The organism is Comamonas fluminis (assembly GCF_019186805.1).
Classification (GTDB): Bacteria; Pseudomonadota; Gammaproteobacteria; order Burkholderiales; family Burkholderiaceae_C; genus Comamonas; species Comamonas fluminis.
Map to the genome: position 1 here is coordinate 3,694,395 of NZ_CP066783.1, position 18,789 is coordinate 3,713,183.

The 18,789-nt window shown below is 58.9% G+C and carries 7 protein-coding genes, 1 tRNA gene and 1 pseudogene; 8 read left to right on the forward strand and 1 reads right to left on the reverse strand.

The window, feature by feature from the left end; genetic code table 11:
- Positions 1 to 25 precede the first annotated feature (25 nt).
- The 8 genes and pseudogenes from JDW18_RS17090 to JDW18_RS17125 form a co-directional block, all read left to right on the forward strand.
- Complete coding sequence (locus JDW18_RS17090) at positions 26 to 8,686, forward strand: Ig-like domain-containing protein (protein ID WP_218240648.1); 8,661 nt, start codon at positions 26 to 28, stop codon at positions 8,684 to 8,686.
- Positions 8,687 to 8,760: 74 nt separating this feature from the next.
- Positions 8,761 to 10,278: a TolC family protein gene (locus JDW18_RS17095; protein WP_218240650.1), complete on the forward strand. Its 1,518-nt coding sequence runs from the start codon at positions 8,761 to 8,763 to the stop codon at positions 10,276 to 10,278.
- Between the two features lie 110 nt (positions 10,279 to 10,388).
- The gene (locus JDW18_RS17100) at positions 10,389 to 11,120 is read left to right on the forward strand and encodes an efflux RND transporter periplasmic adaptor subunit (protein WP_246610030.1); all 732 of its coding nucleotides are present in this window, start codon (positions 10,389 to 10,391) and stop codon (positions 11,118 to 11,120) included.
- A gap of 3 nt (positions 11,121 to 11,123) precedes the next feature.
- Complete coding sequence (locus tag JDW18_RS17105; RefSeq protein WP_218240653.1) at positions 11,124 to 12,584, forward strand: efflux RND transporter periplasmic adaptor subunit; 1,461 nt, start codon at positions 11,124 to 11,126, stop codon at positions 12,582 to 12,584.
- Positions 12,584 to 14,794: a site-2 protease family protein gene (locus JDW18_RS17110; protein ID WP_218240655.1), complete on the forward strand. Its 2,211-nt coding sequence runs from the start codon at positions 12,584 to 12,586 to the stop codon at positions 14,792 to 14,794. Before JDW18_RS17105 ends, JDW18_RS17110 begins: the two co-directional genes overlap by 1 nt.
- Positions 14,795 to 14,894: 100 nt before the next feature.
- Positions 14,895 to 14,984 (forward strand) — tRNA-Ser (locus JDW18_RS17115).
- Between the two features lie 250 nt (positions 14,985 to 15,234).
- A protein-coding gene (locus tag JDW18_RS17120) for an IS3 family transposase (protein ID WP_425514746.1) occupies positions 15,235 to 16,481 on the forward strand; the annotation gives its coding sequence in 2 pieces (ribosomal slippage) (positions 15,235 to 15,565 and positions 15,565 to 16,481; 1,248 coding nt in all).
- A 69-nt stretch (positions 16,482 to 16,550) separates the two neighbouring features.
- A pseudogene (locus JDW18_RS17125) lies at positions 16,551 to 17,141 on the forward strand (transposase family protein); the annotation flags it as partial.
- Between the two features lie 246 nt (positions 17,142 to 17,387).
- Here JDW18_RS17125 and JDW18_RS17130 read toward each other — a convergent pair.
- On the reverse strand, positions 17,388 to 18,143 hold the full coding sequence (locus tag JDW18_RS17130; RefSeq protein WP_218240656.1) for a transposase: 756 nt from the start codon (positions 18,141 to 18,143) through the stop codon (positions 17,388 to 17,390).
- Between the last annotated feature and the right edge of the window lie 646 nt (positions 18,144 to 18,789).

Here is an 18,789-nt window from a genome sequence, read left to right on the forward strand (position 1 = left end):
TTTGGGATTGGGGATGCCTTGGCCTATGGCCGATTTATGCAACAAAGCCGGCGGCCAAGGCACCGTCACTGGCAGCGGTGATGTTGAGGATATTCGTGGTGCAGACGGCGCCACGGTCACCGGCGTGGTCGCTGGCGACAATGGCACAACCCATGTCAACGCTGGCGTGGGCAGCATCATCCAGGGCCAGTACGGCACTCTGGTGCTGCAAGCCAATGGCAGCTATGTCTACACCCGTGATGTGAATGCGCCTCAGGATGCCGTCGAGGATGTCTTTACCTACACCATCAAGGATGCCGATGGCGATGAGTCCACTGCGACGTTGACCATCACGATTGCCGACAAGGCACCCGTGGTGACCAACCCGCCCGTGCAAGTGCCTGTGGATCCGATGGATCCCGACAGCCCCACTCGCCCTGTGATCAAACCCGGCCCCCCTGTCAGCGAAGGCGGCCTGCCCGATGGCAGCGATCCAGACAAGTCCACCACCACCACCACGGGCACGATCACGCTGACTCCCGGCGATGAAACGACCACGGTGACGGTAACACCTCCTGGCGGCGATCCTGTGACGCTGGTGCCAGGTGTCAACCCTCCGATCAAGACGCCTCAGGGTGAGGTGACCTTCACCTATACCGAAGGTGATCCTTCTACGAACACTCCACCCACGATCACCTACGAGTACGAGCTCAAGACCCCCGTGGACGACGCTTCCAAGCCGCCCACCGATGAGTTCAATGTGACGATCACCGACCAGGACGGCGACAGCACAACAGTCACGGTTCTGATCGACATCCTCGACGACCAACCTGTGGCCAAGGATGACACGGCCACCGTGGGCAATATGCCCAATACCGACGGTAAGACCACAGCCTCCGGCAATGTGCTGGGCGGCCAAGGCACCGTCACTGGCAGCGGTGATGTTGAGGATATTCGTGGTGCAGACGGCGCCACGGTCAGCGGCGTGGTCGCTGGCGACAATGGCAAAACCCATGTCAACGCTGGCGTGGGCAGCATCATCCAGGGTCAGTACGGCACTCTGGTGCTGCAAGCCAATGGCAGCTATGTCTACACCCGTGATGTGAATGCGCCTCAGGATGCCGTCGAGGATGTCTTTACCTACACCATCAAGGATGCCGATGGCGATGAGTCCACTGCGACGTTGACCATCACGATTGCCGACAAGGCACCCGTGGTGACCAACCCGCCCGTGCAAGTGCCCGTGAATCCGATGGATCCCGACAGCCCCACTCGCCCCGTGATCAAACCCGGCCCCCCTGTCAGCGAAGGCGGCCTGCCCGATGGCAGCGATCCAGACAAGTCCACCAGCACCACCACGGGCACGATCACGCTGACTCCCGGCGATGAAACGACCACGGTGACGGTAACACCTCCTGGCGGCGATCCTGTGACGCTGGTGCCAGGTGTCAATCCTCCGATCAAGACGCCTCAGGGTGAGGTGACCTTCACCTATACCGAAGGTGATCCTTCTACGAACACTCCACCCACGATCACCTACGAGTACGAGCTCAAGACCCCCGTGGACGACGCTTCCAAGCCGCCCACCGATGAGTTCAATGTGACGATCACCGACCAAGACGGCGACAGCACAACAGTCACGGTTCTGATCGACATCCTCGACGACCAACCTGTGGCCAAGGATGACACGGCCACCGTGGGCAACATGCCCAATACCGACGGTAAGACCACAGCCTCCGGCAATGTGCTGGGCGGCCAAGGCACCGTCACTGGCAGCGGTGATGTTGAGGATATTCGTGGTGCAGACGGCGCCACGGTCACCGGCGTGGTCGCTGGCGACAATGGCACAACCCATGTCAACGCTGGCGTGGGCAGCATCATCCAGGGCCAGTACGGCACACTGGTGCTGCAAGCCAATGGCAGCTATGTCTACACCCGTGATGTGAATGCGCCTCAGGATGCCGTCGAGGATGTCTTTACCTACACCATCAAGGATGCCGATGGCGATGAGTCCACTGCGACGTTGACCATCACGATTGCCGACAAGGCACCCGTGGTGACCAACCCGCCCGAGCAAGTGCCTGTGGATCCGATGGATCCCGACAGCCCCACTCGCCCTGTGATCAAACCCGGCCCCCCTGTCAGCGAAGGCGGCCTGCCCGATGGCAGCGATCCAGACAAGTCCACCAGCACCACCACGGGCACGATCACGCTGACTCCCGGCGATGAAACGACCACGGTGACGGTAACACCTCCTGGCGGCGATCCTGTGACGCTGGTGCCAGGTGTCAACCCTCCGATCAAGACGCCTCAGGGTGAGGTGACCTTCACCTATACCGAAGGTGATCCTTCTACGAACACTCCACCCACGATCACCTACGAGTACGAGCTCAAGACCCCCGTGGACGACGCTTCCAAGCCGCCCACCGATGAGTTCAATGTGACGATCACCGACCAGGACGGCGACAGCACAACAGTCACGGTTCTGATCGACATCCTCGACGACCAACCTGTGGCCAAGGATGACACGGCCACCGTGGGCAATATGCCCAATACCGACGGTAAGACCACAGCCTCCGGCAATGTGCTGGGCGGCCAAGGCACCGTCACTGGCAGCGGTGATGTTGAGGATATTCGTGGTGCAGACGGCGCCACGGTCAGCGGCGTGGTCGCTGGCGACAATGGCAAGACCCATGTCAACGCTGGCGTGGGCAGCATCATCCAGGGCCAGTACGGCACTCTGGTGCTGCAAGCCAATGGCAGCTATGTCTACACCCGTGATGTGAATGCGCCTCAGGATGCCGTCGAGGATGTCTTTACCTACACCATCAAGGATGCCGATGGCGATGAGTCCACTGCGACGTTGACCATCACGATTGCCGACAAGGCACCCGTGGTGACCAACCCGCCCGAGCAAGTGCCTGTGGATCCGATGGATCCCGACAGCCCCACTCGCCCTGTGATCAAACCCGGCCCCCCTGTCAGCGAAGGCGGCCTGCCCGATGGCAGCGATCCAGACAAGTCCACCAGCACCACCACGGGCACGATCACGCTGACTCCCGGCGATGAAACGACCACGGTGACGGTAACACCTCCTGGCGGCGATCCTGTGACGCTGGTGCCAGGTGTCAACCCTCCGATCAAGACGCCTCAGGGTGAGGTGACCTTCACCTATACCGAAGGTGATCCTTCTACGAACACTCCACCCACGATCACCTACGAGTACGAGCTCAAGACCCCCGTGGACGACGCTTCCAAGCCGCCCACCGATGAGTTCAATGTGACGATCACCGACCAGGACGGCGACAGCACAACAGTCACGGTTCTGATCGACATCCTCGACGACCAACCTATGGCCAAGGATGACACGGCCACCGTGGGCAATATGCCCAATACCGACGGTAAGACCACAGCCTCCGGCAACGTGCTGGGCGGCCAAGGCACCGTCACTGGCAGCGGTGATGTTGAGGATATTCGTGGTGCAGACGGCGCCACGGTCACCGGCGTGGTCGCTGGCGACAATGGCAAGACCCATGTCAACGCTGGCGTGGGCAGCATCATCCAGGGCCAGTACGGCACTCTGGTGCTGCAAGCCAATGGCAGCTATGTCTACACCCGTGATGTGAATGCGCCTCAGGATGCCGTCGAGGATGTCTTTACCTACACCATCAAGGATGCCGATGGCGATGAGTCCACTGCGACGTTGACCATCACGATTGCCGACAAGGCACCCGTGGTGACCAACCCGCCCGTGCAAGTGCCTGTGGATCCGATGGATCCCGACAGCCCCACTCGCCCTGTGATCAAACCCGGCCCCCCTGTCAGCGAAGGCGGCCTGCCCGATGGCAGCGATCCAGACAAGTCCACCAGCACCACCACGGGCACGATCACGCTGACTCCCGGCGATGAAACGACCACGGTGACGGTAACACCTCCTGGCGGCGATCCTGTGACGCTGGTGCCAGGTGTCAACCCTCCGATCAAGACGCCTCAGGGTGAGGTGACCTTCACCTATACCGAAGGTGATCCTTCTACGAACACTCCACCCACGATCACCTACGAGTACGAGCTCAAGACCCCCGTGGACGACGCTTCCAAGCCGCCCACCGATGAGTTCAATGTGACGATCACCGACCAGGACGGCGACAGCACAACAGTCACGGTTCTGATCGACATCCTCGACGACCAACCTATGGCCAAGGATGACACGGCCACCGTGGGCAATATGCCCAATACCGACGGTAAGACCACAGCCTCCGGCAACGTGCTGGGCGGCCAAGGCACCGTCACTGGCAGCGGTGATGTTGAGGATATTCGTGGTGCAGACGGCGCCACGGTCACCGGCGTGGTCGCTGGCGACAATGGCAAGACCCATGTCAACGCTGGCGTGGGCAGCATCATCCAGGGCCAGTACGGCACTCTGGTGCTGCAAGCCAATGGCAGCTATGTCTACACCCGTGATGTGAATGCGCCTCAGGATGCCGTCGAGGATGTCTTTACCTACACCATCAAGGATGCCGATGGCGATGAGTCCACTGCGACGTTGACCATCACGATTGCCGACAAGGCACCCGTGGTGACCAACCCGCCCGTGCAAGTGCCCGTGAATCCGATGGATCCCGACAGCCCCACTCGCCCTGTGATCAAACCTGATCGCCCTGTCAGCGAAGGCGGCCTGCCCGATGGCAGCGATCCAGACAAGTCCACCAGCACCACCACGGGCACGATCACGCTGACTCCCGGCGATGAAACGACCACGGTGACGGTAACACCTCCTGGCGGCGATCCTGTGACGCTGGTGCCAGGTGTCAACCCTCCGATCAAGACGCCTCAGGGTGAGGTGACCTTCACCTATACCGAAGGTGATCCTTCTACGAACACTCCACCCACGATCACCTACGAGTACGAGCTCAAGACCCCCGTGGACGACGCTTCCAAGCCGCCCACCGATGAGTTCAATGTGACGATCACCGACCAGGACGGCGACAGCACCACCGTGACCGTGGTGGTGGAGATCACCGATGACGTCCCTGTGGCCAAGCCCGACAGCGCCACGGTCGACAACGGCAGCAACACCGCCTCCAGCAACGCTCTGGGCAATGACACGCTGGGTGCCGACCGTGACACGCTCGTTACCAGCGCCAAGGGCCCCAATGACAGCGCTCCTGTCTCGGTGGACCCTGACACCGGCAAGATCACGGTGACCGGCCAGTACGGCACGCTGACCCTGGACGCCAAGGGCGACTACACCTACACCCGCTTCAATGACTCGCCACTGAATGCGACGGAAGTGTTCGACTACACGATCACGGACATAGACGGTGACTCTTCTCCTGCCACGATCACCATCACGATTGCGGACAACACGCCTTCTGTGACGGACAAGGATGGCAATCCGCCTACCGAGCTGCCAGTGGATCCTACGGACCCCAACAGCCCCACTCGTCCCGTCATCAAGCCCGATGGCAGCGTCAGCGAAGGTGGCCTCACCGATGGCAGCACCCCAGGCAAGGGCAACACCACGACGGGCACCATCGTGCTCACTCCGGGTGATGACACAACCACCGTGACAGTGACGCCTCCTGGCGGCCCTTCCGTGACGCTGGTGCCGGATGTGCCCACCAAGGTGATCACGCCCCAGGGCGAAGTGACGTTGACCTACACCGAGGGTGATCCTTCTACGAACACTCCGCCCAAGGTCACCTACGAGTACGAACTCAAGACCCCTGTGGACGACTCCTCCAAGTCGCCCACCGATGAGTTCAATGTGACGATCACCGACAAGGACGGTGACAGCACGACGGTGACGGTTCTGGTGGATATCACCGACGACGCTCCTGCGGCCGCTGACGACAGCGCCACCGTCGACAACGGCAGCAACACCGCCACAGGCAACGCTCTGGACAACGACACTCTGGGCGCCGACCGTGACACGCTCGTTACCAGCGCCAAGGGGCCCAATGACAGCGCTCCTGTCACTGTGGACCCTGACACCGGCAAGATCACGGTAACAGGCCAGTACGGCACGCTGACCCTCTCTCCCGATGGCAGCTATGTCTACACCCGCACTGATGGCTCGCCACTGAATGCGACGGAAGTGTTCGACTACACGATCACGGACAAGGACGGTGACTCTTCTCCTGCCACGATCACCATCACGATTGCGGACAACACGCCTTCTGTGACGGACAAGGATGGCAATCCGCCTACCGAGCTGCCTGTGGATCCATCCGATCCCAACAGCCCCACTCGCCCTGTCATCAAGCCTGATGGCAGCGTCAGCGAAGGTGGCCTCACCGATGGCAGCACCCCAGGCAAGGGCAACACCACGACGGGCACCATCGTGCTCGAACCGGGTGATGACACAACCACCGTGACAGTGACGCCTCCTGGCGGTCCTTCCGTGACGCTGGTGCCGGATGTACCCACCAAGGTGATCACGCCCCAGGGCGAAGTGACGTTGACCTACACCGAGGGTGATCCTTCTACGAACACTCCGCCCAAGGTCACCTACGAGTACGAACTCAAGACCCCTGTGGACGACTCCTCCAAGTCGCCCACCGATGAGTTCAATGTGACGATCACCGACAAGGACGGTGACAGCACGACGGTGACGGTTCTGGTGGATATCACCGACGACGCTCCTGCGGCCGCTGACGACAGCGCCACAGTCGACAACGGCAGCAACACCGCCACAGGCAACGCTCTGGGCAACGACACGCTGGGCGCCGACCGTGACACGCTCGTTACCAGCGCCAAGGGCCCCAATGACAGCGCTCCTGTCACTGTGGACCCTGACACCGGCAAGATCACGGTGACAGGCCAGTACGGCACGCTGACCCTCTCTCCCGATGGCAGCTATGTCTACACCCGCACTGATGGCTCGCCACTGAATGCGACGGAAGTGTTCGACTACACGATCACGGACAAGGACGGTGATCCCGCCTCGGCCACGATCACGATCACGATTGCCGACAAGGCTCCAACACTCACCCCGCCCTCAACCAGCGGTAACACGCCAGGCAACCCCAGCGTGAGCGAGTCTGGTCTTGATGGCGGTAGCGATCCTGACTCTGGCAGCAACAAGACGACCGGAAGCTTCGAGGTAGAGTCGCCAGACGGTGGAACCACCACCATCACGGTGACGCCACCTGGCGGCAGCCCTCAAGAAGTCAAGCCTGGTGTGCCGACTGTGGTGGATACCCCCCATGGCCAGGTCACGGTGACCTACACCCCTGGTGATGGCACAACGCCACCTACGGTGACTTATGAGTACGAACTCAAGACACCTGCCGATGGCAGCGGTGCAACGCCTCCAACCGATTCGTTCACCATCACGGTAACGGACGGTGACGGCGACAGCACTTCCTCCACGGTGACAGTGGACATCGTTGATGACCGCCCCGATGCACAGGATGACGGCAACACCACACTGGTGAACGTGCCGGTCACCGGTCAGTTGGGTGGCAACGACCAGCCAGGCGCTGATGGCATTGAGAGCTGGACGCTGGGCGAGCCGCCCAAGCACGGCACAGTGACTATTGACCCGGCAACGGGCCAGTACATCTTTACCCCTGCCCCCGGCTTTGTTGGCACGGATACGTTCACCTATACCGTCACGGACAAGGACGGCAGCACGGACACGGCAACCGTCACCATTACTGTGACGAACCGCCCCCCCGTTGCGGTGGATGACAGCAATGTCACCGCCCCTGGCGAACCTGCCAAGGGCAATGTGATTACAGGCGGATCCTCTGGCGACCATGCCGACAGTGACCCGGACGGCCAGCCTGTCACCGTGACCGAAATCACGGTGGATGGCATCACTGTTTCCGTCCCACCCAATGACTCGGTCACGATATCGATTCCTAACAAGGGTGTGCTGGAGATCCACAGCGATGGCAGCTACACCTTCACTGCTCAGCCACTGTGGGGCGGCCAGGTGCCTGATATCCACTACACCATCTCTGATGGGGCCGGTGGTACTTCGAGCGCAGTGCTTCGCATCACCGCGAATGCAGCACCGCTGAATGTGGACCCACCTGCACGACCCAACACCGGCATCACCACGGACGTTGGAACAACCGTTGCGCCTCCGCTTTCTGGCGGCTCCAGCACACTACTGGTTCTGGGTGACGCCATGACGGACACACCTAGCGTCTTCTGGGAAAGCTATCGCTACTTCCAAGACATGCGTGTGCCCACCGTGATGCACCCCATCACTTACGTGAACCTGGAAGTGCAGCGTGCGCAGCTGGAAGCCGTGCAGACCATGCTTGCCAACTGGCCTGTGCTCAATGAGTCCAGACTGCACTCTATCGGCCTGAGCCTCGCTCAGGACCCCAACCTGTTTGTCCAACATGCGGTTCAGGCGGCTCAGCAAGAACGCAGGTTCTGGGAGTTCCTGGCGCGCAACATTCAGGCCAACCTGCCGACAGAGACGCCGCTCCAGGAAATGCTGCGACAGCATTCCGAAGAGCTGAACAAAGCGGAAGCTATTCCTGACGCACCCGCCAAGGACAGCGCACAGGAACCCGTCGATGGCGAGAAGCCGCAAGCGCTGCTGGACTTGCTGGAGCGCTGGAATGCGGCTGAAGCACAGCCTCAGGCCACCGGAATGATGGATGCCATGACTTCCGGAAAGTCCGCCTCCTTCAGCGAACAGCTCAAGCAAAGCGCTAACGACCTGCCAAGCCACCTCGGCTAACACAACAGCCCGCCCCTGCTCGCAAGTCGAGCAGGTCGGGTATTCCCATATCTTTGACCTACGGAAGCACAACAATGAACAGCCGTATCCCTCCCTTCGCTCTGCGCCTGACGACCGCTTGCCTGCCCCTGGTTCTGGCCGCCTGCGGCTCCGTTGCCCCCAAGGCATTTACCTCCGACGAAATTCGTGACCGTGCAGCTCAGGACGTACTGAGCATGTACAAGGATCAGGAACCCATCAGCGCTCCTATCGACTTTCACGAAGCTGCGGCACGCGCACTCAAGTACAACCTGGACTACAAGCTCAAGCTGATGGAAACGGCTCTGAGCCGTAGCCTGTGGGATGTATCGACCTATGAAATGCTGCCCAAGCTGGTGGCAGGTGCCGGCTACAGCAGCCGTAACAATGACTCTGGCGGCACCTCGGTCCTGATCGAGCCACCTCGCACCGTGTCACTGAACCCATCGACCTCGCAGGAGCGTGACCGCTCTATGGCGAATCTGTCCTTCTCCTGGAACGCTCTGGACTTTGGCGTGTCCTACTATCGCGCTCAGCAAAAGGCCGATCAGGTTCTGATGGCTGAAGAGCGTCGCCGTAAGGTGATCCAGAACGTGCTCCAGGACGTGCGCAACAGCTACTGGCGCGCACTGGGCGCTCAAAAGCTGCTCGGCCGTGTGGATGGGCTGCTGGACCGCGTGAACAAGGCACTGGAACGCGCCAAGGAAATTGAGAAGCAAGGCTTGATGCCACAGGCCCAGGTCCTGGGCTACCAACGAGCCCTGCTGGATGCCGTGAACACCCTGACGCTGCGTCGCCAGGACCTGGAACTGGCCATGGCCGAGCTGCGTGCACTGATGTCCGTAGCCCCCGGCGTGAAGTTCACTCTGGCTGAACAAAATGAGCTGGCCCTGCCCCGCATCCCTGTGAATGTGGAAGCGCTGGAAAAGCTGGCTCTGGAAAAGCGCCCTGAAATCATGGAAGAGTGGTACCGCAAGCGCGTGACCGAAAATGACATCAAGGCGGCCAAGGTTTTGCTGTGGCCCAACATCAGCTTTGATGCCGGCTGGCAATATGATTCCAACAAGTACAGCTACAACAGCAACTGGGTGGATACCGGCGTTCGCGTTTCCTGGAACCTGCTGAAACTGACTCAGTACCCTGCACTGCAAAAAGCTCACCAGGCACAGAATGAGACAGACGACATGCGCCGCATGGCCCTGTCCATGGCGGTGCTGACTCAGGTGCGTGTGGGCGTGCAGCGTTACGGCCTGTCGCTCTCCGAACTCAAGTTCGCAGAGGAAAGCATGAATGTGGATCAGCGCCTGCTGAACTACGCCAAGGCTGCGGCCAAGAGCCAGTTTGACTCCGAGCTGGAAGTTATCCGCACAGAAGCACGTGCGCTGCTGGGTGAATACCAGCGCTACGCCGCGTACTCCAATGCGCAAGCCGCCTGGGGCCGTCTGTACAACTCCGTGGGCCTGGACATCCTGCCCGAGACCGTGCAAAGCCACGACGTCAAGACCCTGGCCAAGTCCATGCAGGAAACCATGGGCCAATGGCAACAGACAGTCTTCCAGGCTACCAATCAATGAGCGCCGTGCCCTCTGGGCACTGGCGAGAAGTTAGAAGTTCTATGTCAATGAAATCCTTTGCGCGGGCAGCCCTTGGCTGCACCGCAATTTGGGCAGTCTCTCAAACGACCTTGGCCCAACAGGCGCCTGCGCCCGCAGCCCCTGCCGCAGCGCGTGCTGCCGCTCCCGCCCATGCGGACCCACATGCCATTCGCGTCCTGTTGACCCCAGAGCTGGAAACCGTACTGGCTTCGCAGATGCTGGGCCGTATTGCCAGCCTGAATGCGGGCCTGGGAGCTCATGTCAAAAAAGGGCAAACGCTGCTGAGCTTTGACTGCAGCGAAGCCAATGCACGCCTGCGCATGGCTCAGGCCGAATATGCCAATGCCAAGGAAACGCAGGACGTCAAGGAAAGACTGCGCAAGCTGGATGCCGCTGGTGACACCGAGGTTCTGCTGGCCAAAACCCAGGCTGACAAAGCCAAGGCGGCTATCTCGCTCACCCGCGTTCAGATGGATCAATGTGTGGTCCGCGCCCCGTTCTCTGGCCATGTGGTCAAGCTGCATGTCAAGCCTGCACAGGGCGTAAACGTTGGCGTTCCTTTGCTGGAAATGGTCAGCGACGGCCCCCTGAAGCTGCGTCTGAACGTCCCATCGCGCTGGTTGCAATCGCTCAAAGTGGGCGCGGCCTTTGATGTGGCAATCGATGAAACCCGCAAAACCTATCCTGCAAAAGTTTCGGCCATCAACGCCCGTGTTGATGCTGTCGCTCAGACAGTTGAGCTCGAAGCCCGTATCGACGGCAAGCACCCTGACCTGCTTGCTGGCATGAGTGGCGTAGCCCGCTTCCCAGGACTGCAGTAAACCATGGCAAGTGCTTCCCCTTCAGCCGCCGCCATGGTGGCTCAGTTGGAGGCACGCGCCCGTGCAGCCAACACTCCTGCAGAGCTCGCTTTTTCCATTGCCAATGACAGTTTCGGCCTGCTCGGTTTCCGGCAAGCCTTTGTCATGGCGGGCAGCGGCAAACAAGCCCGCTTGCTCACGCTATCAGGGCTTGCAGTTCCCACAGAAGACAGCCCTTACCTGATCTGGCTGCGCCGCAGCTGGCCCTGGATGGAAAAGCAGCTTGGCAGCAAGGCTGGCTGGATTCCATCGCCAGCAAACGCGTCCATTAAGGCGCCTGAAATGCCTGAGGCGCCGGCCTCCGGCAACTCGGCACAAGTGCAGCCCGCAGCCGTTGAACCAGCGGAACCTGCTGATCTTCAGAAGCCTCAAGAGCCGCCTCCCCCCGAAGTCCTCGATGGCTGGCTGGAATGGTGGCCGGAAGGCCTTTACGCCATCCCTCTGCGCCGCCGCGACGGCGCGATTCTGGCCTGGGCCGGATTTTTGATGGAAGCAGAGCCCAGCGCCCTTCACAAACAGGCTCTGTCGCATCTGGCAACCCATTGGGCCTATTGCTGGGAAATGCTGGGAGGCAAGCCACGCCTGAGCCTACGCGAACATTGGCAAGCCCTAGGCCGCAAGCGATACTTCATCTGGGGTGCCTTGCTGGTGCTCTGCCTGTTTCCTGTGCGCCAGTCAGCCCTGGCACCTGCCGAAGTCGTCGCGCTGGATGCAACGACGATTGCTTCCCCTCTGGACGGCGTAGTCAAGAACTTCCATGTTCGCCCCAATCAGGTGGTCAAGACCGGCGACCTTTTGATCTCTCTGGATGAAACAACGCTGCGCAACCGTCTGGAAGTCGCCACACAGTCCGTCGCAGTTGCTGATGCTGAATGGATGGCTGCCAGCCAGAAAGCCTTTGACAACTTCCAGAGCAAAGGGGAGCTGACACAGTTACAAGGCAAAGCTCAGGAAAAGCGAGCCGAGCTCGCGGCTGTGCAAGCCCAGTTGACGCGCATCGAGGTCCGAGCTCCTCATGACGGGATTGCCGTTTTTGGCTCTGCAGATGACTGGCTGGGCCGTCCTGTTGTCACTGGAGAGCGCATCATGCAGGTCGCCAATCCTAAATCGGCGGGGGTACTGGTCTATCTGCCAGTCTCTGACGCACTGGTACTCAACGAAAATGCCCCCGTCAAGCTGTTCCTGACTGTCAAACCACTTTCGCCACTCAGCGCAACCGTGGCCGAGACCAGCTACCAGGCCAGCCTGTCGCCAGACAATGTGTCCAGTTACCGTCTTCGCGCTACGCTGAACAAAGGTCAATCCCTGGACGATGCCCGCATTGGCTTGCACGGCACCGCCAAGATCTCTGGTGGCTGGGTCGCGTTGAGCTATTACCTGCTGCGTCGCCCACTAGCGACCGTCCGTGAATGGAGCGGCTTCTGATGCCGCAATCCGCTGCCCCCTCAGGCGAGCAAGGCAAGGGCGGGGTTGCTGGCAACAAGCTCAGTCCAGAAGCGTTAGCCCTGCTAGGCGCAAGCAGTAAAGCGGCTGCCAACAAGCAGCCCAAAGCCGCACCGCCCGCTCCACCACTACGCGAAGATCTCAAACTGCATTCCAGCGCCCCGTTTCCAGACGGAGCGCCAGCCTGGGCCATACAGGACCCCATTACCAACCGCTTCTACCGCATTGGCTGGCTGGAGTATGAGTGCCTGCTGCGCTGGCACATGCCCCCGTCTCTGATTGCGCAAGATATCAACGCCTCAACGACTCTTGAAGTCGATGAGGAGCAGATTACCGAATTTGCCAAGTTTCTGGATCAACATAGCTTGCTGCGTGCGACACCTCAGAAAGTGGAGCAACTGCAGAAAAAAAGCGGTGAAGCCAAGTGGAAAAGCGGAAAGTGGTGGTTGCACACCTACCTGTTCATTCGCGTTCCACTGGTCAGACCTCAGCGCTTCCTGCAAGCCATGCTGCCCTGGGTCGCACCACTTTTTACCAAGTCGGCACTTGGACTACTGATCGCAGCCACCGTGCTAGGCCTGATCCTGGTAGCCCGCCAATGGGATACCTTCGTCAACAGCTTCATGGACATGCTGTCCCCCACCGGGCTTGCAGGCTTTGCCTTGGCGCTGATCGTCTCTAAAGCACTGCACGAAATGGGCCACGCTCTGGTTGCCACACGTCTGGGAGTACGCGTGGCCCACATGGGCGTTGCCATGGTCGTTCTGTGGCCCATGCTCTATACCGACACCAGTGAATCCTGGAGACTGCGCAACCATCGCCATCGGCTTGCAATCTCTATCGCCGGGGTCAGTACAGAACTGGCGCTCGCGGGCCTGGCTACGTTGGCCTGGGCCTTGCTGGATGAAGGCCTGCTGCGCCAATCCATGCTGTATCTCGCCACGACGGGCTGGATACTGTCTCTGGCCCTGAACGTCAGCCCTTTCATGCGCTTTGACGGCTACTTCATCCTCTCGGACATCATCAACTTTCCGAACTTGCATGAGCGTGCAGGAGCCATTGCCAAGGCCTATATGCGCCGCAAACTGCTGGGCCTCAATGAACCAGACCCAGAATCGTTCCGCCCAGAAGTGCTGTGGAAACTGCGCCTGTTTGCCTATATCACCTGGCTATACCGGCTAACCGTCTTTCTCGGTATCGCCTTTGCCGTCTACTACTTTTTCTTTAAAGCACTGGGCATCTTCCTGCTTGGTGTGGAACTGTGGTGGTTCGTTGCTAAACCTATTTGGACTGAAATCATGGTCTGGAAAAAACGTTGGTCTGAAGTTCCCAGACGCAATCGCATCATGATCTGGAGCATCGTGGGTGCAGCACTCTTTCTGGCTGCATTCCCATGGTCAGCCGATCTGCAGGCGCCTGGTGTCGCCCGTACAGAACGCCAGCAGGTCATCTACAGCCCTCAAGCGGCTCAAGTCATCGCACTCACCAAGCCTGGCCAGGTCAAAGCAGGCCAGGCCCTGGCACACCTCGACATGCCAGACCTGGCGGCGCGAAAGGCACGCACCGAAGCCAGCGTATCCGCACTGTCCCGACAACTCCCTCAGTTAATGGGGCAAGAGCAAGGGCTGGATACTCAGCAAGCCACCATCCGCCGCCTGGAAGAACAACTGGCCGAAAACCGTGCTATCGACGAAGAAGTGGCACAGCTCCAGCTCAAGGCGGAATTCTCAGGACTATGGCGTGATGTAGATCCCCATCTGCGTGCCGGATCCTGGGTCAACAGCCGCATACCGCTTGGGGTCCTAGTTGATCCTGAAAGCTGGATCGTCGATGCCTATGTCGATCAACAGCAAGTTCACCGCATTGCGACCGGAGCCCAGGCCCAGTTCTGGCCCCAGCGCTGGGGCCGCTCCATTGATGCAACCGTCCTCGAAGTCGATAGCGCCAGAAGTCAGCAACTGCCCTATTCCACACTGGACGCGCGCCATGGAGGAGCAGTTGCTACACAGCCTCACGAGAAAGAAGTGCTACCGGTCCACGCGCTGTACAGAGTACGATTGAAGCTCCACGATCAGCCACCTCAGACTCGCGAACTCCGCGGCACAGCCCATATCCGCGCCGAACGCAGCAGCTGGCTATGGCATGTACTGCAAAACGGCTTGGCTGTCGTTATTCGTGAAAGTGGCTTCTAGCCATTAAAAGATATGCGCTTCGCGCTATCATTTTTTCAGATGTTGAAAAAACTGCCCCAATCCAGATTCCAATGAATCCTTGTGTAGAATCCTGCCATCCGGAGGTTTGGGTGAGTGGTTTAAACCAGCAGTCTTGAAAACTGCCGAAGGAGTGATCCTTCCGTGAGTTCGAATCTCACAGCCTCCGCCAAATAGAAAAGCCAAGTGATTGATTTCACTTGGCTTTTTTGTTTTTTCCTTCCGTCGGTATGCCATTTGGTATGCCATTGCGCATTGGCTTTTGTTAGACCTCTTTGGAAGGCTGATGTACATCTGCACGGCCACGATCAAAATCTAGATGTTTGATCCCTGGTTTTAATGGTGCAATCTTTTGAGATAGCCCCCTGAATCTCCGGACACGGTCCATCGTTTATCTTTGAGATAGGCATAGGACTGTGCGTATGACTAGACATACAGAGACGATTGAGGTCATCACCCGAGACCAGCGCAGGCGACGCTGGTCGGCTACCGAGAAGGCGGCCTTGGTTCGCAAAACTTATGAGCCAGGCATGAGCGTGTCGCTCGTAGCCCGCCAGGAGGGTGTGTCAGCGAGCTTGCTATTCACTTGGCGGCGACTGGATCGTGAAGGCGCGCTGGTGGCCGTGAGCGCAGGCGAAGCGGTTGTGCCAGCTTCGGAACTGGCCGCAGCTCGCGCCGAGATCGCCAAGCTGCAACGTGTGCTGGGCAAAAAGACCTTGGAGAACGAGATACTCAAGGAAGCCGTGGAGCTCGCCGCCGCAAAAAAGTGGATTGCGCGCTCGCCCTTGTTGCCGGGGGACGACCAATGAAGTCGGTCTGCTCAGCGCTGGGTGTGGCGCGCTCGAATCTGTATGTGCGCCATCGCAGGCCCAGTGACTGGCGAGATGGCCGCAGTGGCCGTGCGCCAGCCCAGGATGAGGCATTGCTGGTCGATATTCGCCGCCACATTGCCGAGTTGCCTAGCTATGGCTATCGCCGCGCCGGTGCGCTGCTCAATCGAGAGCGGCGTTCGCAAGGTCAACAGGTGCTGAACCACAAGCGCATCTATCGGGTCATGGCGCAGCATCGACTGCTGTTGCCCAAGGCGCCCAAGCGCCGGCATTCGAGCCGTGTTCACGATGGCCAGGTCAGTGTGCCGATGAGCAACATGCGCTGGTGCTCTGACGGCTTTGAGATCAAGTGCGATTCGGGCGAGACGGTCACAGCCACCTTCGCCAAGGACTGCTGCGACCGGGAGATCCTGGCCTGGCGAGCTTGGAAGGGCAAGGGACTTGCGGGAGAGCCGGTGCGCGATATGCTGGTGGAAGCCGTGGAGCGGCGCTTTGGCACGGTTGAAGCCGTGCCCCTGGAGCATGAATTGGAGTTCCTTACCGACAACGGCAGCGCCTACATCGCGCACGAGACGCGTGGCATTGCTAGATCGCTGGGCTTGAAGCCGATCAACACGCCCGTGTGTAGCCCGCAGAGCAACGGCATGGCCGAGAGCTTCGTGAATACCTTCAAGCGCGACTACATGAGCCGTATGGACCTGCGTGACGCGCCGACGGTGCTGGCGCAATTGCCGGGTGCGTTCGAGCACTTCAACGAAGTTCACCCGCATTCGAGTTTGAAGATGATGTCGCCCAGGGAGTTCCGACGACGGCAGAATCACCCCGCCCATCAGGGCTAACTTAGCGACTGGATGGTGTCCGGAACTACGGGGGCAAGATCACTTTTCCCCTGAATGGAAGGAAGCACTTTGGGCCAGACTCTGCACGGTAGCGCCACAACGACAGAGGCAATTCGTAGAGCAATACAAAATAGTCAAGAGAGCTTGAGAGCTCTTTCTACGCGCTATAGCTTCAATCAGAAGCCGATGGCGAAGTGGAAGAAACGTACCTCGGTCAACGATCTACCAACAGGGCCGAGACAGCCATGCTCCACCGTTTTATCCGTTGAAGATGAGGCTGCAATCGTCGCCTTTCGCAGGCATACCTTGCTGCCGTTGGATGACTGCCTATATGCACTGCAGCCGAGCATTCCGCACCTGACGCGCTCCTCGTTGCATCGATGCCTGCAGCGTCATGGCATCTCGCGACGAGCAGAGGTTGAGGGTGACAAGCCTGCCAAGAAAAAATTCAAGAGCTACCCCATCGGCTACTTCCATGTCGACATTGCCGAGGTTCAAACAGCCGAAGGCAAACTCTATTTGTTTGTAGCCATTGACCGAACCTCCAAGTTCGCCTTTACCGAACTCCACGCTAAGGCCGGAAAGATGATTGCTGCACAGTTCTTGCGCAATCTGATCAAGACGGTGCCATACACCCTCCATACGGTGCTAACCGATAACGTACTAAATGCAAGCAGTTTTTTATTTCCCGGCAGCAGCAAGTTTTACCGCTCTGGCAAGACCAGTTCGGTAAGTCCAAAGAGCAACAAACAGAGCCAGCAATGCGGTTCCGCTGCGTGAGGTTGCCTTGGTTAACCATAGTGGAAACAAGATTCACGACGACTCGGCCGAGGTGATCTTTACCGTACTTAAAACAGCATAGGCAGCCCAGCGGAAGGTCCGAGCATTATCTATAGGGTCACCAGCCTAAGCCAGCGCCCCGACGGCACAACTGAGAGGGATCGATCCGCTGGGCAAACTCTGTTCAAAGAACCGCCGATAAGGCTGGCCCTTCTTGATAATTCCGTAGGCAACACGGGCCATCTTTGCAGCCACGGCTGTCAGCGCTTTGCGCTTGAGGTCTTGGTCTTTGGGATTGCTGCTGACATATCGGTCGTACTTCTCACGAAACGAATTCTCACGCGCACGGACTGCGACCACTGCCGCTAGCCAGAATGCCAGGCGCAGGCGGGCATTGCCCCGTTTGGATAATTGCTCTCGTCCACGGTGAACGCCAGACTGGCTTTTAGCCAGATCAAAGCCACAGAACTTTAAAAACTGGCGATGATGTCCAAAGCGGCGCATATTCCCAGCCTCGGCGAGGATCGTCAAGGCGTTGATCGGGCCGACGCCAGGAAGGGACAACAGGTTGATGTAATCCACTTCATTGCCCAGTAAATCCTGCGCTTGTTGCTCAAGTTGGCTGCGCAGCTCGTTCATATGCTGATAGTGACGCAATGTGAACTGGAACGTTTGAACGGCAACGCTTTGCGGATCATGTGGCAACGCCCCAGAAAGAGCCGCTGCTTCCCATATCTCAGTGAGTTTCGCAACACGATGCACACGTCGCCCAACCAGGGTAGAGGCCAGATCAATGTAAGCGCCAATTTCTACCCCTAGTGAGGTCTTGGCTCCGGATATTCCGCGTTTACAAGCAGCAGCCTTTCGAACTTGGTCACTCAATCAATCCTTGCTCAAACAGCGCCAAGACGGCATTGATAAAACGAGACGCTGAGTTCTCGTAGAGCACCACTAATCGAGCAACGAAATTACCAAGTCAGCTAGCAATACTAGACAATCAGATGCATGTCAGGCGCTTCCATCATTGCAAACCATATGAATGTTCCATACGGACCCATCGTAAGTTCGTCGGATGTGATTGCATCGTTTTGCTATGGTCGCTTAAGTGGGAAAAATGAATGGGTGAATGGAGTTTTAGCTCCTTTTTTTAACGAAATTGAGCCTAGTTTGATCTTGCGTTGCGCGCGCGAGGTCAACGCATCTTTGGATATGGTCAACAGCCTGTACGCGCACACATTAAGCTTAGGTTTTATGCCATCGCCCGAATGGGAAAAGACCGTAGCCCTGCTTCAAGGACAGCTCTAGGCTGTGAATTCAACCGATCGATGCAACACAATGATCGCCGCTGGCGAAAGGAGTGTTTGCATGAAGCAAAGACCACGGATGTACTACACAGCTGATCTAAGTCATTCGCAGACCAACGCCTGAGCGGCAGTATGCGCGGGAATCGGTCATTGATCGCAGTGGGCACCTGCGGCGGCTTCGTATCCGTCCCCCATCCCTCGATCGCGGCACAAGCGTCGTGCCA

Coding starts and splice junctions, on each gene's coding strand:
- JDW18_RS17090 (WP_218240648.1), top strand. CDS start 26: ATGGCCGATTTATGCAACAAAGCCGGCGGCCAAGGCACCGTCACTGGC.
- JDW18_RS17095 (WP_218240650.1), top strand. CDS start 8,761: ATGAACAGCCGTATCCCTCCCTTCGCTCTGCGCCTGACGACCGCTTGC.
- JDW18_RS17105 (WP_218240653.1), top strand. CDS start 11,124: ATGGCAAGTGCTTCCCCTTCAGCCGCCGCCATGGTGGCTCAGTTGGAG.
- JDW18_RS17110 (WP_218240655.1), top strand. CDS start 12,584: ATGCCGCAATCCGCTGCCCCCTCAGGCGAGCAAGGCAAGGGCGGGGTT.